Raw genomic sequence first — 21,697 nt, forward strand, 5'->3', positions numbered from 1 at the left:
GGAAGGGTTGGTAGCTTTGTCGTTATTGGATGTTTTATTTTGTTTGGAAGTCATAGTAGATGGCCTCTTTTCTTTTGGATTAAAGGCGGCATCTCCACATGTCTCCCACTTACGTTTCCACCTACGAACCATACAAGGATCTGGGATGTGGAAAATCGCCGACGCCTCTCGAACAGAATAATTCGATTCCTTTATAAATTGTATTACCCTCAGTTTAAAGGCTGGCGAATAGTTTGTATAGGGAAACACAAACGCTTGATCACCGTGGTGCTTTACTAACATCACCCAATATCGGAGTACAGAATCATCTACTCCAAGTTGTTGAGCTAATTCGCGGTAACTAAATAATTCATCTATATAACGTTTTGCAGCAATGAGTTTATCCTCCTTAGTGAATTTAGGCATTCCAGACCACACCTCCTATTGTTAATGGTGTGTCCAACAAAAGGGGTGCAGTGGAGCTTTGCCCTGCGGGGTCTCAAGATTGTCGCTACTCCCCCGCAGGAGTCTACGCCTTTTGCTCCATTCAACAGCTAGAAACCAACTCATTATCAACAGTCAACTTTATTGTAGAGATGAGCACGAATGAAATATTGACAGGAGTCAATACTAGAAAAGAATACAACATTTTTAGGGATGGAAGGAGATTGTCAAATGCCTGATTTTACATACCAGTCATCAGAACAACCACCGCAGGAACCGAAAAAGCAAGACGCAGGGAATGATTCCTTGGTGAATAAAATACAACAGCTGGGTCAAACGAATGTCGCTCAAATGCCTCCGGATTCAAAGATACATTGTCTTACGATAGTTGGTCAAATTGAGGGACATATCCAATTGCCTCCTCAAAATAAAACGACCAAATATGAACATGTCATTCCTCAGATTGTTGCCATCGAACAAAACCCTAACATAGAGGGGCTGCTTGTCATCCTGAATACTGTCGGTGGGGATGTGGAGGCCGGACTTGCCATTTCGGAGATGTTGGCTTCCTTATCGAAACCTACCGTTTCACTCGTCCTTGGTGGGGGCCACTCTATCGGTGTGCCGATTGCCGTGTCCTGTGACTTTTCTTTCATAGCAGAAACAGCAACGATGACCATTCATCCTGTGCGTCTGACAGGTTTAGTAATCGGGGTCCCTCAAACATTTGAATACTTAGATAAAATGCAAGATCGAGTGATAAATTTTGTAACTAAGAACTCAGGGATACCAGAAGAAAAGTTTAAGGAACTTATGCTCTCGAAGGGGAACCTGACAAGGGATATCGGTACCAACGTTGTTGGTTCCGACGCAGTGGAGTATGGACTGATAGATCAGGTTGGCGGTGTCGGAGAAGCCATCAGGAAGTTAAATGAACTTGTGGAAGCGAACCAGGCTAAAACAGAGGAAAGGAAGATGCTGCAATGATTCTCTATACAACCATGCCGCAGGAATTAATCTACCCTGTGGAAAATGGAGAATATGAAAAGCAACGTGTGATTGATTTTAACGGAGTTTCACTTATGGTCCAGCAAACAGAAATGAGCAATTATCAGATTGTACGAAATCTAAGCACAGATCCTGCACATTACTTGAACAGTCAGTATTCTCCAGGGCAGACGATTAATTTTCTTTAACACCCTTTCAAGAGATTAGGCTTATGATATAATACAAGCAACAGAGGAAAAAGCAGCCAGTTTTTGTTGGCTGCTTTCTTCTTCTCATTATGGTCAGATAGGTGAGAAAAATGTCAAAGCGAAAAAAGAGACAAAGAAAAACCAAAAACCGGGATGAATGGAAACGGACGGTCACCTTTGAAGTAATGGGACTGTTGCTGTTGGCCATTACATGTATATCTATTGCCAAGCTTGGTATGGTAGGGCATGCCTTTGTATTATTGTTTCGCTTTTTTAGTGGAGAATGGTACATGCTGATGCTGCTCGGGCTGTTGATCTTATCTGGATATGTCATCTGGAAACGAGAATTGCCCACATTCTTTTCCAGGCAATTGGTAGGAGTATATGTTATCATGATGTCAGTTTTGCTACTTAGTCATGTTACATTATTCAGGATGCTTTCACGGGGAGGCTCCTTTGCCGATCCTTCTGTGATCGGGAATACGTGGGAACTGTTCTGGCTGGAAGTGAACGGCGAAACAAGTACGACTGACTTGGGCGGTGGAATGATGGGAGCTATATTGTTTGCTCTGTTCCATCTTCTTTTTGATGCAAGGGGTGCGCAGTGGATTGCCATGATCTTCATTGTAATCGGCATCATCTTAGTAACAGGGAAATCCCTGAATGACACTGTAATTAAAGTGGCCGTAGGGTTGTTTACTTTTGCAAAAAAACAGTGGCTTGCCTTCACGGACGACATGAAGGGCTGGAAAGAGGACACTAATAAACGCAAAAAAGAAAAACAGGCGGAAGATAAGAAGCAAAAAGAAGAAAAAAAGAAGAAAGCGGAAGAAGAAGTCATTGTTATGGAAGATACATCCGCAGAAGAGAGCATTTCTCCTCCTATCATTTCCTCTTTTAATGATAGGGAAGATGCTATAGTTCAAGAAGAAAAGAAACCAACAACAGTAAATGCACAGAATGGGGAACCACAGGAAGAAACTAGGGACCTTGTAGCAAGTCCAATGGCATTTACAGAGGTGGAAAATAAGGAATATATTCTTCCTTCTCTTGACCTATTAAACAAGCCTGTCGCCAATCATCAGACGACAGAACATGAAAATATTTACCAGAATGCAAGAAAGCTGGAAAAGACTTTTGCAAGCTTCGGTGTAAAAGCAAAAGTGACAAAAGTGCATCTTGGACCGGCAGTAACAAAATACGAGGTTTATCCTGATGTTGGGGTGAAGGTGAGTAAAATAGTGAATCTCAGTGATGATCTTGCACTTGCACTTGCAGCAAAGGATATCCGTATAGAAGCTCCGATACCCGGCAAGTCCGCAATAGGTATCGAAGTGCCAAATAATGAAGTCGCGATGGTATCTCTTCGTGAAGTGTTGGATACAAAACAAGCTGAAAAACCGGACGCAAAGCTATTGATTGGGCTAGGGCGTGATATTTCAGGGGATTCAGTTGTAGCGGAGCTTAATAAAATGCCGCATCTGCTCGTTGCAGGAGCAACAGGTAGCGGAAAGAGTGTGTGTATCAATGGAATCATTACTAGTATATTGGTACGTGCGAAACCGCATGAAGTCAAAATGATGATGATTGATCCCAAGATGGTGGAATTGAATATGTACAACGGGGTTCCACATCTTTTGGCACCTGTTGTAACCGATCCAAAAAAAGCTTCGCAAGCGTTGAAAAAAGTCGTCAATGAAATGGAACGTCGCTATGAACTGTTTTCTCATACTGGTACTAGAAATATTGAAGGCTATAATGACTACATAAAGAGGCATAACCAGGAAGATGAAGCAAAACAGCCTTCTCTTCCATATATTGTCGTTATTGTCGATGAGCTTGCCGATCTAATGATGGTGGCATCTTCCGACGTGGAGGATTGCATTACAAGACTAGCGCAAATGGCTCGTGCAGCAGGAATCCACTTGATTATTGCAACGCAACGACCATCCGTGGATGTCATTACCGGAGTCATTAAAGCGAATATCCCTTCAAGAATAGCGTTCAGTGTTTCCTCGCAGACGGATTCCAGAACCATCTTGGATATGGGGGGAGCGGAGAAGCTTCTTGGAAGAGGGGACATGCTGTTCCTGCCAGTAGGAGCTTCAAAGCCGGTTCGAGTACAAGGGGCATTCCTTTCCGATGAAGAAGTCGAACGGATTGTCGATTTTGTTATCGATCAGCAAAAGGCACAGTACCAGGAAGAAATGATACCTCAAGATATAAATGAAGAAGTGGAAGAAGTGGACGATGTTCTTTATGATGATGCCGTGCAACTTGTACTTGAAATGCAGACTGCTTCCGTATCCATGCTGCAGCGCCGTTTCAGGATCGGGTACACAAGGGCTGCAAGGTTGATTGATGCTATGGAATTAAGAGGAGTGGTTGGCCCTTATGAAGGAAGCAAACCACGAACAGTATTGGTATCTAGTAGTCATAGTGAAGATGTAGGGTCTTAAATTTCAAAAAAGGGTTTCTGCCGAGAGAAGCGAGTTGTAAGACTCTCGGCAGCGGCCTATTTGTATTTGAGATGCAGATGAATCTGGGATGCATAAGTACAGAGAATTACACCTGTTTTTTTGACAAAAATTCAAAAAACTTTATTTTCTATTTATTTTACCCCCGAAAAGTGTTATATTATTTTGGATTAATAGGAAAACATGAAAAGTGTTTTGTAAACGGTTAATGGGGGATCAGTTATGACGATTCGGTCAGACAGCAGACATTTATATTTACTGGTTGTAGACAAGTTGAAGCAAGACATCGAGAACAAGGTGTATAAAGAAAAAGAGAAACTACCTTCCGAGTTCGAATTGTCTCGACGTTTAGGGGTAAGCAGAGCAACTTTAAGAGAAGCTTTACGTGTTTTAGAAGAAGAAAATATCGTTGTAAGAAGGCACGGAGTAGGAACATTTGTTAATTCAAAGCCGGTTTTCTCCTCGGGAATCGAACAATTGAATTCTGTAACGGAAATGATTTCACAAGCAGGAATGAAACCCGGAACAGTTTTTTTGACCTCGACTATTGAAACGCCTACTGAGGAAGAACTTTTTAAATTCAATAATGACGAAATTAAAGAAGTACTCCATTTCGAGAGGGTACGTACCGCCAACGATTTGCCTGTGGTGTATTGTATCGATAAGATACCGACAACCATTGTAGAGGACTATCAATCCTATAAGAATGAATCATTGTTGAAGCTTCTTGAAAAGGAAGCGGGCAGATATATATCTTATGCTGTCACACATATCGAACCAATCGGATATCACGATAAGATTTCACCGATTCTCGAATGTGAGCCGGAAACTGCACTACTTGTTTTGAAACAGATGCATTACGATCAGAATGATGAGCCGATTCTGTATTCGCTTAATTATTTCAGGGCGGATAAATTCAGCTTCCATGTGTTAAGAAAGCGCCCATAGATTACTTGAACACCACAGCCTCGTTGCTTGTGGTGTTTTTTACATCAGGTTTAAGTTTGCTTTAACAATTAGTATATTACCTATAATTTTATTATGTAAATTAATACCACCTTCCGCAAACCCTCCAACTTGAAAAACTTACTAATTTAACGTTATATTGGGTTTAGGACTATTTTTTGAGCGATAAAGAAAGAATAGTACTGTCAATATTGTTATACGCTTAAATAATATGATGAAATATCGAAGACCTTATGTGAAGTGAAGGAGGAGATATCGTGAAGCTAGTTGATGAAAGAACGTATATCCTGAATGGAATAACGGTTCACACAATACCAACTGAAAAATTCAAGACGAATACATTAGTTCTGAAAGTAAAAGCGCCATTGTCGGAAGAGGATGTTACGGTGAGGGCGTTATTGCCGTATGTGCTCCAAAACTGTACTAAATCACACCCGCAACCATCTCACTTCAGGGCTTACCTGGACGAATTGTATGGAGCAAGCCTTGCAGTCGACCTTAGTAAAAAAGGAGAAGACCATATCATCACATTCCGTCTGGAAATTGCAAACGAAAAATTTCTGAGGGATTCCACCCCACTACTTGAAAAAGGGATAGAGTTGCTTAGTGAAGTGCTCCTGAATCCTGTCATAGAAGAAAATGGCTTTAAGGCATCCACGGTAGATAAGGAAAAACGCGCACTAAAGCAGCGGATACAATCCGTATATGACGATAAAATGCGCTATGCTAGCCAGCGTCTAGTTGAAGAGATGTGTGCTGAGGAGCCTTACCGCCTGCCTGCAAACGGTGAAAAGGATAAAGTGGACAGTATTACAGCACAAACTTTGTTTGAATACTATAAGAATATGTTGAAAACAAATGATATCCATCTCTACCTTGTAGGGGATATAAAGGAAGAAGAAGTAGACGGTTATGTTAAAAAGTATTTTGATATGCCTGAACAAGAAAATAAGGTCACATCCAATATTTCTGAACCAGCTAAGAATCAAAAAAAACCGAACGAAGTGATAGAGAAGCAGGATGTGAAACAAGGTAAGTTAAATATGGGATACAGGACGAATGTGACTTTCAAGGATGATCTCTATTATGCCTTACAGGTCTTTAATGGTATCTTCGGTGGCTTCTCCCATTCTAAATTGTTTATCAATGTGAGGGAAAAGGAAAGCTTGGCCTATTATGCGGCTTCCCGAGTGGAAAGCCATAAAGGTATGCTTCTCGTTATGTCCGGCATCGATTTTTCCAACTTTGAAAAAGCGGTCACCATCATCAACCAACAGATTGAAGCGATGAAGCAAGGGGAATATAGCGAAGCCGAAATCTCTCAGACGAAGGCCGTCATTAAAAACCAGATTCTAGAAACGATTGATACTGCAAGAGGATTAATCGAAGTACTTTATAATAATGAAGTTTCAGAAGTAGATAAACCGGTTGATGCATTTTTGGAAGGTGTCGAGAATGTTAAAAAAGAACAGATTCAGGAAGTGGCAAAACTGGTTGAACTGGATACCATCTATTTTTTGACCGGAAAGGAGGCGTAACAGATGGAAAAGATTGAATTTAACCAACTAGCGGAAACGCTATATCATGAGACATTGGATAATGGTCTAGAGGTGTACTTACTGCCCAAAAATGACTTTCATAAAACGTATGCTACTTTTACAACCAAATACGGTTCTATTGATAATAAGTTTGTGCCTATTGGAGAAGACGATTTCATAACGGTTCCTGATGGTATCGCCCACTTTTTGGAGCATAAACTGTTTGAAAAGGAACATGGCGATGTTTTTCAGGATTTCAGTAAGCAAGGAGCTTCCGCCAATGCCTTCACTTCCTTTACAAGAACCGCCTATCTTTTTTCGAGTACATCCACTGTGGAAAAGAACCTAGAAACATTGATGGACTTTGTGCAGGCTCCATATTTTACGGAAAAAACGGTAGAGAAGGAAAAAGGTATTATCGGACAAGAGATAACCATGTATGAGGATAATGCAGATTGGCGTGCTTATTTTGGATTGATTCAAAGCATGTTCCATCATCATCCGGTGAAAATAGACATTGCCGGTACCATCGAATCAATATCTAATGTAACAAAAGACCTTCTATATACTTGCTATGAGACGTTCTATCACCCTAGCAACATGTTGTTGTTTGTGGTTGGCCCTATGAATACAGAAGAAATGATGGGATTCATTAAGGAAAACCAAGCAAAGAAGACATTCAAAGAGCAGGAAGAGATTCAGCGCCAATTCGATGAAGAACCTGTTAGTGTCAGTGAGAAGAAGAAAGTGCTTAAGATGAACGTCCATACTTCAAAGTGCATGATCGGCATTAAAGAATCCAATCCGACTAGACAGGGCGGGGAGCTTCTGAAGCATGAGCTTACGGTCAATATACTCTTGGATCTGCTATTTGGAAAAAGTTCCGATCATTATCAAAAATTATATGAAGACGGTTTGATAGATGAGACTTTCGCTTATGATTACACAGGTGAGAATGGGTTTGGGTTTGCGATGCTCGGCGGGGATACATCCGAACCGGATAAATTGGCGGAAAGAGTGCAAGATATCTTGCTGCAGTTTGATCCATCTTCTATTAAAGAGGATGAGCTGGAACGGATTAAGAAGAAAAAAATCGGTTCTTTCTTACGTGCCCTCAACTCACCTGAGTTCATTGCTAACCAATTTACCCGGTATGCTTTTAATAACATGGACCTGTTTGAAGTAACGCCTCAGCTTGAAAAAATCACGCTCGAGGACCTTGAAAATGTAGCAACTGAATTTATAAATGAAGATGCTTTTACAATTTGTCAAGTTGTGCCAAAATAAGTACTATACTTAGGAAGTTCGGTTCTTGATTGAACCGGCTTCTTTATTTGAGTGGAAAAAAGGATGAGGTCATTGAGTAAAACAGCGTTAATTATAGGGGCTAGTGGGGATATCGGGAAGGAAATTTCCAGAAAGTTACTAACGGAAGGTTATACTACCTATCTTCATTATAACAGGGATAAACAAACCATATATGAATTGATGGAAGAGTATGGAGCCGAAAAAATAACACCAATTCAAGCCGATCTAACGGGGGAAAATGGTGTCCATTCATTAAAAGAAAGTGTATTTACATCCATCGATACGATTGTTTATAATGCAGGGGTCACTTATTATGGCCTAATGACAGATATAGACGACCAAACAAAGAAAGAAATGGTGCAACTTAACATAACATCATTATATTCAACTGTTCAAACCTTTTTGCCGGAGATGCTGAGAAGGCGGGATGGAAATGTTGTGGTAATATCTTCCATATGGGGAGAAATTGGTGCCTCATGCGAAGTGCTTTATTCCATGACAAAAGGTGCACAGATCTCTTTTGTAAAAGCATTGGCAAAAGAAGTAGCTCTAAATGGCGTGCGGGTAAATGCCATTGCACCTGGCGCAGTCTCTACCAAAATGCTCGAAAATTTCACTCCAGAAGAAATAAAGGAAATGAGTGCGGAAATTCCGATGGGAAGACTTGCTTTACCACATGAGATCGCTGATTCCGTAAGTTTTCTTATATCTGAAAAAGCATCCTACATAACCGGTCAGGTGTTAGCCGTAAATGGGGGCTGGAATTAGCAGACGATGTATAAATAGAAAAGGACCTTCGCATACTAACTCTTGAACATATTGGAAGGAGGAGTTATTATGTCAGTACTTGAAAATTGGGATCAATGGAAAGGCTTCTTGGGGGATCGACTAAATCATGCAGAGCATGAAGGGATGGACAATGGTGCTATCTCTAAGCTTGCTTATGAGATCGGTGACTATCTTGCTAAGGAAGTGGAAGCTAAAAATCCGCAGGAGAGAGTGTTAGCGGATCTTTGGAGAGTGGCTAGTCCTGAAGAGCAACATGCCATTGCCAATATGATGGTTAAATTGGTGCAAAACGACTCATCACATTAAGAGAGGCCTATACCTCTCTTTTTTGTTTGCCTTTTTTTCGTGAGATATCGCAAGGAATTACTTTCTTATTAAAGCAATATTGGATATTATAGAAGTAACATACGTTAGGACGAAGTGTTTCTGAAAGGGTGAAGGGGTTTGATGGAGAAAAAAGAGTGGTATTTAGAATATGAAATACATATCAATAGGCCAGGCCTTTTGGGTGATATTGCATCCCTTTTGGGTATGTTATCCATTAATATTGTCACAATCAACGGTGTGGACGATGCACGAAGGGGAATGTTGCTTCTTAGTGATTCAAATGAGCAAATAGTCCGTCTTGAATCCATCTTAAATACAATGGATAATATAACTGTTACAAAGCTTAGAGAGCCAAAGGTGAGAGATCGTTTGGCAGTAAGGCATGGAAGATATATACAGCGTGATGCGGATGATAAGAAAACCTTCAGATTTGTACGTGACGAATTGGGACTCCTTGTAGATTTTTTAGCAGAGCTTTTCAAACAGGAAGGGCATAAGCTGATTGGTATCAGAGGAATGCCGCGTGTCGGTAAAACTGAGTCCATTGTGGCATCAAGTGTTTGTGCCAATAAAAGATGGCTATTTGTTTCAAGTACGTTACTTAAACAGACCATCCGAAGCCAATTGATTAAAGATGAATACAATGTGGACAACTTATTTATTATAGATGGAATAGTATCAACCAAAAGGGCAAATGAAAAGCATTGGCAGCTCATCCGCGAAATAATGCGTTTATCTGCAGTAAAAGTGGTTGAACATCCTGATATTTTCGTGCAAAATACAGAATATAAGCTTGATGATTTCGATTATATTATTGAAATTAGAAATAATGAAGATGAAGAGATCACATATGATGTCGTTCAACCAAATAATATGTTTGAAGAGAATCCTTTTGGTGGCTTTGATTTCTAAATAATGTTGGAAGGTGTAAGTATTGACAGAATTAGGAAATAGATTAAAACAAGCAAGAGAAGAGAAAGGCTTGTCATTGGAAGATTTACAGGCCGCAACCAAAATACAGAAAAGATACTTGATTGGTATTGAAGAGGGCAATTATGCCATAATGCCTGGCCAATTTTATGCACGTGCTTTTATCAGGCAGTACTCTGAAGCGGTAGGGTTGGAACCAGAACTTATTTTTGAAGAGTATCAAAATGATATACCGGCTAATGACAAAGATGAGATTCCACAATTATCGAGGGTGAAAACTAGAAAGCAGGTTCCTACGAAAAATAACAAGGTATTCAATTTCATACCAAAAGTATTAATGTTCTTGGCTTTGGTAGCTGTTGTTGCTATCCTCTATATCCTTTTCCAGAACTGGGGAGTAGGGAATACCACTGATACTCAAGAAGATAATAAACAAGTAGTGTATGATCCTGCCAATACAGACAGTGATGAAGAAGAGCAAAAGACCGATGAAGAAACGGATAATAAGGAAGATCAGTCCGAAGAAGCAGAAGAGGAGCCGGTAGAAAAATCATCAGCTGGCACAATTACAGAGGTATCTTCAAGCAGTCCTAATGCTACGTTGGAATTGAAGGATACAGATAAGTTTGAGGTGGAACTTTCCGCAAAAGGCGGGAACACCTGGGTTGGAATCAGCAATCCGGAAGGTGTGAATTTCCATAGCAAGCAGCTTGCAGATGGAGAAACAGAGACATTCGATCTTTCCGAAGAAAGCGAAATCCTTTTCAATGTAGGATGGGTACCCGCCACTGAAATTAAAATCAACGGTGAAACATTTGAATACCCTTTTCCGGTAGATGATGTGACAACGCAGAAAATCACTATTAAATTTGTATCAAATGGACAACAATAAAGTCATCAGGATGATGGCTTTTTTTGTACAGACATTTCAGCCTATCATTAGACAAACCTGTATATTTTATGTATAGTGGAAAAGCAATATTGAATGCTGGAGGAATGATTGTGAATTTACCTAACAAAATAACTGTTTCAAGAATCCTGATGATACCTATATTTATGGTACTTATGCTCGTGCCTTTCAATTGGGGGGAGCTTTACCTTGGAGATAAGTCGATTCCTTACGCACATCTTCTGGCAGCACTGATTTTTATCATTGCTTCCATTACTGATTGGGTAGATGGATATTATGCAAGAAAACTAAATCTTGTAACCAACCTTGGAAAGTTTCTAGACCCTCTTGCAGATAAACTGCTTGTTTCGGCAGCACTTATTGCGCTTGTTGAGCTTCAACTGGCTCCCGCGTGGATCGTAATCATCATTATAAGCAGGGAGTTCGCAGTTACCGGATTGCGTTTAGTACTTGCTGGTGAAGGGGAAGTCGTTGCTGCAAATATGCTTGGGAAAATTAAAACATGGGCACAGATTATTGCTGTTTCCGCCTTATTATTACATAACCTACCATTTGCGCTGATTGGTTTTCCGTTTGACATGCTTGCACTTTGGGTAGCAATGATTTTCACTGTTGTTTCCGGGTGGGATTATTTTTATAAAAACAGACAGGCTTTAATGAATTCCAAATAATATCGGTCCTTTTATTAAAGGCTGTTTTCGGAAACTTTGTTGCTTTTTCGTATTTTTATATCAACCGTTATACTCCTTGCTGTCGTGCTCTTTTCCTGGCTGTACAGGAAAAACGTCATGCCTATTTTAGAGTAGATAAGCAGTGAAAAATCCAAAGGCCGATTTTTCTTAGTAAAAAGTCCAATTGCCGACTTTTTACTAGAGAATAACAACAATCTTTGAGAAAAGAGCCTTATTAAAAGAGCTTTGAAAAGGGGAGAGTTCCATGATCAGAAATGCAGAAATTATCGCAGTAGGCTCAGAATTGCTGCTGGGACAAATCTGTAATACGAATGCCCAATTCCTTTCAAAACAGCTTGCTGAGCTTGGGGTGGACGTCTATTACCACACAGTTGTAGGAGATAACCCTTCTAGATTGATGGATGCCATCCATACTGCCAAGCAGAGATCCAATCTTTTAATCTTCACGGGAGGACTTGGACCAACTAAAGATGACCTTACAAAGGAAACCATCGCTAATGTGTTGAATAAGCAGTTGGTTATGGATGATGAAGCGATGTTTAATATTAAGTCTTATTTTCAAAAATCACAGAGAGTGATGAGCGAAAACAACAAAAAGCAGGCGCTCGTTTTGGAGGGATCTTCCATTCTAGCCAACGACCATGGAATGGCACCGGGAATGGCACTTAGCGACGGGACTCATACATACATGCTTTTACCTGGCCCGCCTAAAGAGCTGCAACCGATGTTCTCAGTCTACGGCAGAGAATACCTATTGAAATCACTAGGTGTTAAAGAACAGATTGTTTCCAAGGTCCTCCGCTTTTTCGGAATAGGAGAGTCCCAGCTTGAAACTGATATTGAAGACCTGATAGACAAGCAGACGAATCCGACTATCGCTCCTCTTGCGGGCGATCACGAGGTGACGTTAAGGCTTACGGCTAAGCATCACTCTTTCGAAGAGGCAACCCGCCTGATTGAACAAACGGAAAAGGTAATTCTAGATAGAGTAGGTGACTTTTTCTTCGGATACGATGAAGATACCATCTATTCGGTATTATTTAAGAAAATCCAAGAATCCAAATATACCCTAAGTAGTGCTGAGAGCCTGACAGGAGGATTATTCTCTGAGAAAATGACAAGTTTCACTGGTGCCTCTGAAGTAATAGAAGGTGCAATTGTCAGCTATACGAATCATGTTAAGGAAACGGTACTTGGGGTCCAAAAGGCAACCCTTGAAAACGATGGTGCAGTAAGCGTAAACTCTGCAGAGGAAATGGCAAAAGGTGTGAAAGAACTTCTCAATACTGATATTGGAATCAGTTTTACAGGTGTTGCAGGACCCGGGACGATGGATAATCAACCTGTAGGAACAGTCTTTATCGGGATAGCACTTCCTGACGGGACTACAACCGTACATAAGCTTCATCTCGCAGGTACAAGAGACGGTATTAAGCAACGTTCAGCCAAATACGGCTGCCATTTATTATTGAAAGAACTTTTCAAGTAGTTGAAGGAAACTTCAACTACTGTTTTTTTGAAATCTTAAAAGTAAATTTGTGTTTTCTTTCATTTAAAAACTCAGAAACCAAATTTTGTACTTAAGGAATTATAGGATTTTCACTTCGATTTCACGCATAAAAAACCGAATGGATGTTCGTTTTTTAGTTGCCAAACGAAATGAAAAAGGGTATAGTTAGATTAGTTAATAAGATACTAAACATTTAGTTTGATAGATAAGAAGGAGGAAATTGTGTGAGTGATCGTAAAGCTGCATTAGATATGGCGTTAAAACAGATAGAAAAGCAATTTGGTAAAGGTTCCATCATGAAGTTGGGGGAACAGACAGACCGTAAAATCTCTACTATTCCGAGTGGGTCTTTGGCGTTGGATGTGGCATTAGGCGCAGGTGGATATCCACGAGGAAGAGTTGTAGAAATATATGGACCAGAATCTTCCGGTAAGACAACTGTTGCACTACATGCAATTGCAGAAGTACAACAACAAGGGGGACAGGCTGCATTTATTGATGCAGAGCACGCTTTGGACCCTGTATATGCCCAAAAGCTTGGCGTAAACATTGATGAACTTCTTCTATCTCAACCAGATACTGGAGAGCAAGCGTTGGAAATTGCAGAAGCACTTGTAAGAAGTGGTGCAGTTGATATTATCGTTGTCGACTCTGTAGCGGCGCTAGTACCGAAAGCGGAAATTGAAGGAGAAATGGGTGATTCCCATGTCGGGCTTCAAGCGCGTCTTATGTCCCAAGCTCTTCGTAAACTTTCAGGCGCCATTAATAAATCGAAAACGATTGCCATTTTCATCAACCAGATTCGTGAAAAAGTCGGGGTAATGTTTGGAAACCCTGAAACGACTCCTGGTGGTCGCGCACTGAAGTTCTACTCTTCAGTCCGTTTGGAAGTGCGTCGTGCTGAGCAATTGAAACAAGGACACGACATTGTCGGGAATAAAACAAAAATCAAAGTCGTTAAAAATAAAATCGCTCCTCCTTTCAAAGTAGCTGAAGTTGATATCATGTACGGTGAAGGAATCTCTAGAGAAGGAGAAGTAATTGATATGGGGTCCGATCTGGATATTGTTCAAAAGAGCGGTTCATGGTACTCATATAATGAAGAAAGATTAGGACAAGGTCGCGAAAATGCGAAACAGTTCTTAAAAGAAAACAAGGAGATCCTGAAAGAAATCCATCAGCAAATCCGTGATCATCACGGATTGGATAAAGATATAAACGCTCCTGCGGAAGAAGAAATTGATCAGGAAGAACTTAATTTTTAATATTTCCCACATAGACCCTGTATATCAATACAGGGTCTATGTATGTATAAAGAGCAATTTTTTTATAAAAACATACAAAAAAAAACAGGATTAGTTTACCAAAAAGTATTATCCTTACCAGGACAGGCTTGACAATAATTTTTCGCAGATTTACAATTAGTATGTATAATTTACATTTTGTTAGAATTTTAGAGCTATAAAAAAGCAAAAGCCCTTGAGCTGTATGTTGACACACATTGTTACAATGTACATGCCGACAATGAAATCTAGCAAGAAAAAAGTTCATAGCAAGAGGAGGTGTAATGATGGATTATATGCCAATTATTATCTCCGCTTTGCTTGCCCTAATCGTCGGTGTAGTTGTTGGCTTTTATGTTCGTAAATCCATTGCAGAACAAAAGATTGCTGGCGCAAGAAGTGCCGCGGATCAAATCGTGGAAGATTCCAGACGCGAAGCTGAGTCACTTAAGAAAGAAGCCCTTTTGGAAGCAAAGGACGATATTCACAAACTTCGAACAGAAGCTGAACGTGATATTCGAGATCGTAGAAGCGAACTGCAAAAACAAGAAAATCGTTTAATGCAAAAAGAAGAGAATCTTGATCGAAAAGATGAATCGCTTGATAAACGTGAAGCAGCATTAGAAAGGCGTGAAGATTCTTTAAACGATAGACAACAGCATATTGAAGAATTAGAAAGCAAAGTGGATGATTTAGTGCGCAAACAGCAAGAAGAGTTGGAACGCATTTCTGCATTGACACGAGAAGAAGCGAAAAATATCATTTTGGACCGTGTTGAGAACGAATTGTCCCACGACATTGCTATTATGGTCAAAGAAAGTGAAAACAGGGCTAAAGAAGATGCGGATAAAAAGGCTAAAGAGATTCTCTCATTAGCTGTTCAGCGTTGTGCAGCCGACCATGTGGCTGAGACTACAGTATCCGTCGTTAACTTACCTAATGATGAAATGAAAGGTCGAATCATTGGTCGTGAAGGACGAAATATTCGTACCCTTGAAACACTTACTGGTATTGATTTGATTATTGATGATACACCAGAGGCAGTTATTTTATCAGGATTTGATCCGATCAGACGTGAAACTGCACGCATCGCTTTGGATAAGCTGGTTCAGGATGGTCGTATTCACCCTGCGCGAATTGAGGAAATGGTTGAAAAATCAAGACGTGAAGTGGATGAGTACATTCGTGAAATGGGCGAGCAGACTACATTTGAAGTAGGCGTGCATGGTTTACACCCGGATCTTATCAAGATATTGGGACGTTTGAAATTCCGTACCAGTTACGGACAAAATGTTCTTAAGCACTCCATGGAAGTAGCATTCCTAGCAGGTCTTATGGCTGCTGAGCTTGGTGAAGATGAAACACTTGCTCGCCGTGCGGGTCTTTTACATGATATCGGTAAGGCTGTCGATCATGAGGTAGAGGGAAGTCACGTAGAGATTGGTGTAGAGCTTGCTACTAAATACAAAGAGCATCCTGTTGTAATTAATAGTATCGCATCTCACCATGGTGATACGGAACCGACTTCCATTATCGCGGTCTTGGTTGCTGCAGCTGATGCACTTTCTGCCGCAAGACCGGGAGCTCGTAGTGAAACATTGGAGAACTACATCCGCAGACTCGAAAAACTGGAAGAGATTTCAGAAAGCTATGAAGGTGTAGAAAAATCCTTTGCGATTCAAGCGGGACGTGAAGTGCGTATCATGGTGAAACCTGATTCCATTGACGACTTGGAAGCTCATCGATTGGCACGGGATATCAGAAAACGTATTGAAGAGGAACTGGATTATCCAGGACATATTAAAGTAACGGTGATTCGCGAAACAAGAGCCGTAGAGTATGCAAAATAAAGTGGTGCTTGCACCGCTTTATTTTTTTTGCTATATACCATTTGTATAAAACGAAGCGCGCATAATGAGGTGAAGTTTTCCTTGTAGTTTGGAGTGCAAGGTGTGAGACTCCTGAGGGAGATAGCGGTAGCTTGAGACCCCGCAGCGGAGCGAGGAGGCTCAAGCATCGCCCCTAGGAAAGCGAACACCTGGAACGGAAATCTACAGGAGTTAAATGAAATATCCCCAATTATTTGGATAGTACGTCGTTTATTTGCATCCTCCGCTTACATATGTAAAACTTAAAAAAGAAATTGATTGTTAGAAGGGATTAGTGAACGTGAGAATTTTATTCATTGGAGATGTAGTAGGATCACCAGGAAGAAAAATGGTGAGTGAATATTTACCTAAATTGAAAAGTAAGTATAAACCGGCTGTAACCATCGTAAATGGAGAAAATGCAGCAGGAGGAAAAGGGATAACAGAGAAAATTTATCAGGGCTTCTTAAAAGCTGGTGCCAATCTCGTAACTCTTGGCAACCATACGTGGGATAACAGGGAGATATTCGATTTCATTGAAGGTGCTAAGAATATGATTCGCCCCGCTAATTTTCCTAGTTCAAACCCGGGTAAAGGAATTGCATACCTACCTTTTGAAGGGAAGGAATTGGCGGTCATCAATCTACAAGGCCGTACATTTCTGCCCCCGATTGATTGCCCATTTAATAAAGTGGATGAACTGGTGGAGGAAGCAAAAAAACGAACACCGTTTATCTTTGTTGATTTCCATGCAGAAGCTACTAGTGAGAAACAAGCAATCGGTTGGTACCTAGATGGAAGAGTGACAGGGGTGGTTGGAACTCATACCCATGTCCAAACGAATGATTATCGTATTCTTACTGAGGGTACCGCCTATATTACTGACGTAGGGATGACCGGCCCTTACGATGGTATATTAGGAGTGGAGAAAGAGGCGGTGCTTAAGCGTTTCACAACTGCCCTGCCTGTAAGGTTTGAAGTAACAGAAGGAAGAGCGCAACTGAACGGTGTATTAATTGATGTAGATATGAAGACCGGAAAGGCAAAAAAAATAATACCACTAATGATTAATGATGATCATCCATTTTTTGATTAGAGAAAAGTAGTTAGAATATTAGATAGTCTTTAACAGCATGAGGAATACATTGAGCTTCTCCTGAATATAGTAGGAATGAAATTATTAACAATTCATTCATCTATGGATCTTTCACCATATACTGTAAATGTTAAGGAGGAGCTAGAAATGGAAATATTAAAGGTTTCAGCTAAGTCTAATCCAAATTCGGTAGCAGGGGCTTTAGCAGGGGTTTTAAGAGAGCGTGGAGGTGCAGAGATCCAAGCGATAGGTGCTGGTGCCCTTAATCAGGCTGTAAAGGCGGTGGCCATTGCACGAGGCTTCGTAGCACCAAGTGGAGTGGATCTGATCTGCATTCCGGCTTTTACGGATATCTTGATTGACGGGGAAGAGAGAACGGCAATCAAGCTCATTGTCGAGCCAAGGTAAAAGTGATAATAGTTTCTTACAAACCTGTTTGCTTGTTTTTGCAAACAGGTTTGTTTATGTTTAAATTAGTGCGAACTAGTTTTTTAACGGACTAAATATGCAAAAATAAGCGTATAGGAACTAGCTCGTAAGGTAAGAAAGTAGTGGAGGGACTTTTTTTGAGAATTTTTGATGCGCATTGTGATGTGTTATGGAAAATGTGGGAGAACAGGGGATTATCCTTTAAAGATAGTGAAGAGTTGCATGTAACTTGGGATGGGTTAAAGCAGGCTGATGCGAAAGTACAATGTTTTGCTGTTTATGTGCCGGAGAAAGTAAGAAAAGAATCTGCTTTTAATGTGGCATTGGAAATGATAGATCTTTTTTATGAAAAGATATTGCGCAGGTTTCCTAATATGAAACTGGTAACAACCAAAAAGGAAATTGCTAACTTGAAGCAAGGTCAGATCGGTGCCCTCTTGACATTGGAAGGGTGTGATGCCATCGGGGCTGACATTGAAAAATTACGGACCTTGTATCGGCTTGGTGTCACTTCTGTCGGTTTGACCTGGAATCATGCAAATGCAGTGGCAGATGGAATTTTGGAAGACAGAGGAGCTGGTTTATCTTCTTTCGGTCGGCAAGTAGTCATGATGAACAATGACCATTTTATCTGGACAGATGTTTCCCACCTATCTGTTAAAGGATTTTGGGATGTGATGGAAATAGGTAATTATGTTATTGCTTCCCATTCCAACTGTAAACAGGTGTGTTCAAACCGCCGCAATCTATCAAATGATCAGGTTCAAGCGCTCATCCAAAAGAATGCAGCAATTGGAGTCACTTTTGTACCACAGTTTCTATCAGAAGGCAAAGAGACAAAGATAAGCGATGTTATTAGGCATGTGGAACATTACTGTTCCCTTGGAGCTGTGAAAAATATAGGCTTTGGCTCGGACTTTGACGGAATTGATCATACGGTTCTTGGGTTAGGACGGGTTGAAGACTATTCTAATTTAGTAAATAGTTTATTAAAATATTATTCTGAAACAGAGGTCAAAGGGTTTTTGTTCAATAATTTCTATTCCAGATTTCCCCGATGACAGTGTTAAATCGGGGTTTATCGTAGTCTCTTACTTTACTGCTAAAATATTCAAATTTTTCGAAAGAAATTTATTCAAAGACTTGTATTTTTAAAAAAATAGGTCTACAATGAAAGCGTTTAGTACATATCCTGCGGTTTTTCCGTTTCATTATTTTATATTTAATAGGTAATTTCTAGTTATATGATGGGAATAGTGCTACAATGAAAATCGTACAATATTCTGACAACGAACGTAATTAAAGGGGTGTAAGGCACATGATCAATCAACTTTCATGGAAAGTTGGAGGGCAACAAGGGGAAGGTATCGAAAGTACTGGTGAGATTTTCTCCATCGCATTAAATCGTTTAGGCTATTATTTATATGGCTATCGCCATTTTTCTTCTCGTATTAAAGGTGGACATACGAACAACAAAATTCGTGTGAGCACAACTCAAGTCCGCTCAATTTCTGACGACCTTGATATATTAGTAGCATTCGATCAAGAGACAATTGATGTAAACTATCATGAACTGCGTCAAGGTGGCGTTGTAATTGCGGATGCTAAATTCAAACCTAGTATTCCGGAGGATGGAAAAGCTACTTTATATGCGGTTCCATTTACCGAAATTGCTTCGGAACTAGGCACTTCATTAATGAAAAACATGGTGGCGGTTGGTGCATCAAGTGCCATTCTTGATTTGGACACGGAATCCTTCCGTGAAGTCGTTCAGGAAATATTCGGACGAAAAGGTGAATCCATCGTTGAAAAAAACATGGAGGCAATCCGAGCAGGTGTTCAGTTTGTAAAAGAGCAAGCGGAAAACGTAGAAACGATGCAACTTGAAAAAGCGGATGGCAATAAACGCCTATTTATGATCGGTAATGACGCAATCGCTTTAGGTGCAGTTGCTGCAGGATCTCGCTTTATGCCAGCATACCCTATTACTCCTGCATCCGAAATCATGGAGTACCTAATTAAAAAGCTACCAAAATTCGGTGGTACTGTCATCCAGACGGAAGATGAAATTGCTGCATGTACAATGGCAATCGGTGCCAATTATGCTGGTGTTCGTACATTGACTGCATCTGCAGGACCAGGTCTTTCTCTTATGATGGAAGCAATCGGTCTTTCCGGTATGACGGAAACGCCACTTGTAGTGGTAGATACGCAACGTGGTGGTCCAAGTACAGGCTTGCCGACAAAGATTGAGCAATCTGACCTTATGGCCATGATCTATGGTACACATGGAGAAATTCCGAAAGTAGTTATTGCGCCAAGTACTGTCCAAGAGGCTTTCTACGATACAATAGAAGCTTTTAACATTGCAGAGGAGTATCAATTACCGGTAATTCTCTTGACTGACCTTCAATTGTCTTTAGGAAAGCAATCTGTGGAAACATTGGATTACAATAACATTGAAATTAGACGTGGCAAATTGGATATCAACAAAGAGCTTCCGTCTTCAGATGATAAAGCATATTTCAAACGTTATGAAGTTACGGAAGACGGCGTTTCCCCTCGTGTGATTCCAGGTATGAAGAATGGTATCCACCATGTAACTGGGGTGGAACACGAAGAAACAGGTAAACCTTCCGAGGTTGCAGCAAACCGTCAGGCGCAGATGGACAAGCGTTTAAGAAAATTGAACAACCTAAAATTCAATACTCCTGTACATGTAAATGCAAAGCATGATGAGGCAGACGTATTACTAGTTGGATTTAACTCGACACGTGGAACCATCGAAGAAGCGATGGAAAGATTGGAACTGGATGGCATTAAAGCCAACCATGCACAAATCCGTCTAATCCATCCGTTCCCGACAGACGAAATAGCTCCTCTTGTAAAAGCGGCGAAAAAAGTTATTGTTGTGGAATATAACGCTACAGGACAGCTTGCCAGCATCCTGAAGATGAATGTAGGCGAGCATGAGAAAATCCGTAGCCTCTTGAAGTATGATGGAGATCCATTCCTACCGAAAGAAATCCACACAAAATGCAAGGAGTTGTTATAAATGGCAACGTTCAAAGATTTTCGTAACAATGTAAAACCAAACTGGTGTCCTGGTTGCGGAGACTTCTCCGTACAAGCTGCCATCCAACGTGCTGCCGCAAATGTTGGATTAGAGCCTGAAAACCTTGCAGTTGTCTCCGGTATCGGCTGTTCCGGCCGTATTTCCGGTTATATCAATTCATATGGCTTCCATGGTATTCATGGTCGTTCTCTACCAATTGCACAAGGTGTGAAAATGGCGAATAAGGACCTTACGGTTATCGCTTCAGGTGGGGACGGAGATGGTTTTGCCATCGGCTTGGGACATACCATCCATGCAATTCGTCGTAACATTGATGTTACCTATATTGTAATGGACAATCAGATTTACGGACTGACTAAAGGACAAACGTCACCGCGTAGTGAAGTGGGCTTCAAGACGAAGTCGACACCACAAGGTTCTATCGAGTCCTCTCTTTCCGTAATGGAGATGGCTTTGACAGCAGGTGCTACGTTTGTTGCACAAAGCTTCTCTACAGACCTGAAGGATCTTGTTTCCTTAATTGAACAAGGGATCAAACATAAAGGATTCTCTTTGATCAACGTGTTCAGTCCGTGTGTTACATACAACAAAGTGAACACATACGACTGGTTCAAAGAAAACCTGACTAAATTGGCTGATATCGAAGGATATGACGCTCATAATAAAGTGTCTGCCATGCAGACATTAATGGAACACAATGGACTTGTAACAGGATTGATCTACCAGAACAAAAATCAGCAATCCTATCAGGACCTGGTGCATAACTACAGTAAAGAGCCACTTGCAAAAGCTGACCTTCACTTAGATGAAGCACAGTTTAACGAACTGATAAAAGAATTCATGTAATAATCTTGAAGCCCTGGCAACATTGCCGGGGCT

The 21,697-nt window shown here is 40.7% G+C and carries 20 protein-coding genes; 19 read left to right on the plus strand and 1 reads right to left on the minus strand.

Annotated features, from left to right (window positions below):
- On the minus strand, nt 1-405 hold a 405-nt coding region (locus tag AB685_RS00005; protein ID WP_047968527.1), incomplete at its 3' end, for an IS3 family transposase.
- A gap of 249 nt (nt 406-654) precedes the next feature.
- Here AB685_RS00005 and AB685_RS00010 point away from each other — a divergent pair.
- The 19 genes from AB685_RS00010 to AB685_RS00100 all read left to right on the plus strand — a co-directional run bounded on the left by AB685_RS00010 (nt 655) and on the right by AB685_RS00100 (nt 21,664).
- A complete protein-coding gene (locus AB685_RS00010) occupies nt 655-1,410 on the plus strand; it encodes a ClpP family protease (protein ID WP_047968528.1) in 756 nt (251 codons plus the stop codon).
- Entirely contained in the window at nt 1,407-1,619 is a 213-nt protein-coding gene (locus AB685_RS00015) for a YlzJ-like family protein (RefSeq protein ID WP_047968529.1), read from the plus strand. The genes AB685_RS00010 and AB685_RS00015 overlap by 4 nt, the downstream gene beginning before the upstream one ends.
- Nucleotides 1,620-1,729: 110 nt before the next feature.
- Complete coding sequence (locus AB685_RS00020; RefSeq protein WP_047968530.1) at nt 1,730-4,078, plus strand: DNA translocase FtsK; 2,349 nt, start codon at nt 1,730-1,732, stop codon at nt 4,076-4,078.
- A 240-nt stretch (nt 4,079-4,318) separates the two neighbouring features.
- Nucleotides 4,319-5,044 (plus strand): GntR family transcriptional regulator, encoded by a 726-nt coding sequence (locus AB685_RS00025; protein ID WP_047968531.1) that lies wholly within the window; start codon nt 4,319-4,321, stop codon nt 5,042-5,044.
- 275 nt (nt 5,045-5,319) lie between these two features.
- Entirely contained in the window at nt 5,320-6,600 is a 1,281-nt protein-coding gene (locus AB685_RS00030; RefSeq protein WP_047968532.1) for a pitrilysin family protein, read from the plus strand.
- Between the two features lie 3 nt (nt 6,601-6,603).
- Complete coding sequence (locus AB685_RS00035) at nt 6,604-7,887, plus strand: pitrilysin family protein (protein WP_047968533.1); 1,284 nt, start codon at nt 6,604-6,606, stop codon at nt 7,885-7,887.
- 72 nt (nt 7,888-7,959) lie between these two features.
- Nucleotides 7,960-8,676, plus strand: coding sequence for an SDR family oxidoreductase (locus AB685_RS00040; RefSeq protein ID WP_047968534.1), 717 nt, complete (start codon nt 7,960-7,962; stop codon nt 8,674-8,676).
- A 69-nt stretch (nt 8,677-8,745) separates the two neighbouring features.
- Nucleotides 8,746-9,003, plus strand: coding sequence for a DUF3243 domain-containing protein (locus AB685_RS00045; RefSeq protein ID WP_047968535.1), 258 nt, complete (start codon nt 8,746-8,748; stop codon nt 9,001-9,003).
- A gap of 141 nt (nt 9,004-9,144) precedes the next feature.
- Nucleotides 9,145-9,936, plus strand: a complete 792-nt coding sequence (locus tag AB685_RS00050; RefSeq protein ID WP_047968536.1) for a DUF3388 domain-containing protein — start codon at nt 9,145-9,147, stop codon at nt 9,934-9,936.
- Nucleotides 9,937-9,958: 22 nt separating this feature from the next.
- A complete protein-coding gene (locus AB685_RS00055) occupies nt 9,959-10,846 on the plus strand; it encodes a RodZ domain-containing protein (protein WP_047968537.1) in 888 nt (295 codons plus the stop codon).
- A gap of 107 nt (nt 10,847-10,953) precedes the next feature.
- Entirely contained in the window at nt 10,954-11,535 is a 582-nt protein-coding gene (pgsA, locus tag AB685_RS00060; RefSeq protein ID WP_082153523.1) for a CDP-diacylglycerol--glycerol-3-phosphate 3-phosphatidyltransferase, read from the plus strand.
- 265 nt (nt 11,536-11,800) lie between these two features.
- A complete protein-coding gene (locus AB685_RS00065; RefSeq protein WP_047968538.1) occupies nt 11,801-13,045 on the plus strand; it encodes a competence/damage-inducible protein A in 1,245 nt (414 codons plus the stop codon).
- 245 nt (nt 13,046-13,290) lie between these two features.
- Entirely contained in the window at nt 13,291-14,331 is a 1,041-nt protein-coding gene (recA, locus tag AB685_RS00070; protein ID WP_047968539.1) for a recombinase RecA, read from the plus strand.
- Between the two features lie 302 nt (nt 14,332-14,633).
- Complete coding sequence (gene rny / locus AB685_RS00075; protein WP_198530431.1) at nt 14,634-16,199, plus strand: ribonuclease Y; 1,566 nt, start codon at nt 14,634-14,636, stop codon at nt 16,197-16,199.
- Nucleotides 16,200-16,518: 319 nt separating this feature from the next.
- Nucleotides 16,519-17,313: a TIGR00282 family metallophosphoesterase gene (locus tag AB685_RS00080; RefSeq protein ID WP_047969647.1), complete on the plus strand. Its 795-nt coding sequence runs from the start codon at nt 16,519-16,521 to the stop codon at nt 17,311-17,313.
- Nucleotides 17,314-17,460: 147 nt separating this feature from the next.
- The gene (gene spoVS, locus AB685_RS00085; protein ID WP_010193268.1) at nt 17,461-17,721 is read left to right on the plus strand and encodes a stage V sporulation protein SpoVS; all 261 of its coding nucleotides are present in this window, start codon (nt 17,461-17,463) and stop codon (nt 17,719-17,721) included.
- 158 nt (nt 17,722-17,879) lie between these two features.
- The gene (locus AB685_RS00090; protein ID WP_082153440.1) at nt 17,880-18,803 is read left to right on the plus strand and encodes a dipeptidase; all 924 of its coding nucleotides are present in this window, start codon (nt 17,880-17,882) and stop codon (nt 18,801-18,803) included.
- 257 nt (nt 18,804-19,060) lie between these two features.
- Nucleotides 19,061-20,797 carry a 2-oxoacid:acceptor oxidoreductase subunit alpha gene (locus AB685_RS00095; RefSeq protein WP_128755772.1) on the plus strand — a complete coding sequence of 579 codons (1,737 nt, stop codon included), beginning with the start codon at nt 19,061-19,063 and terminating at the stop codon, nt 20,795-20,797.
- Nucleotides 20,798-21,664, plus strand: coding sequence for a 2-oxoacid:ferredoxin oxidoreductase subunit beta (locus AB685_RS00100; RefSeq protein WP_047968541.1), 867 nt, complete (start codon nt 20,798-20,800; stop codon nt 21,662-21,664).
- Nucleotides 21,665-21,697: the final 33 nt, after the last annotated feature.

The organism is Bacillus sp. LL01, assembly GCF_001037965.1.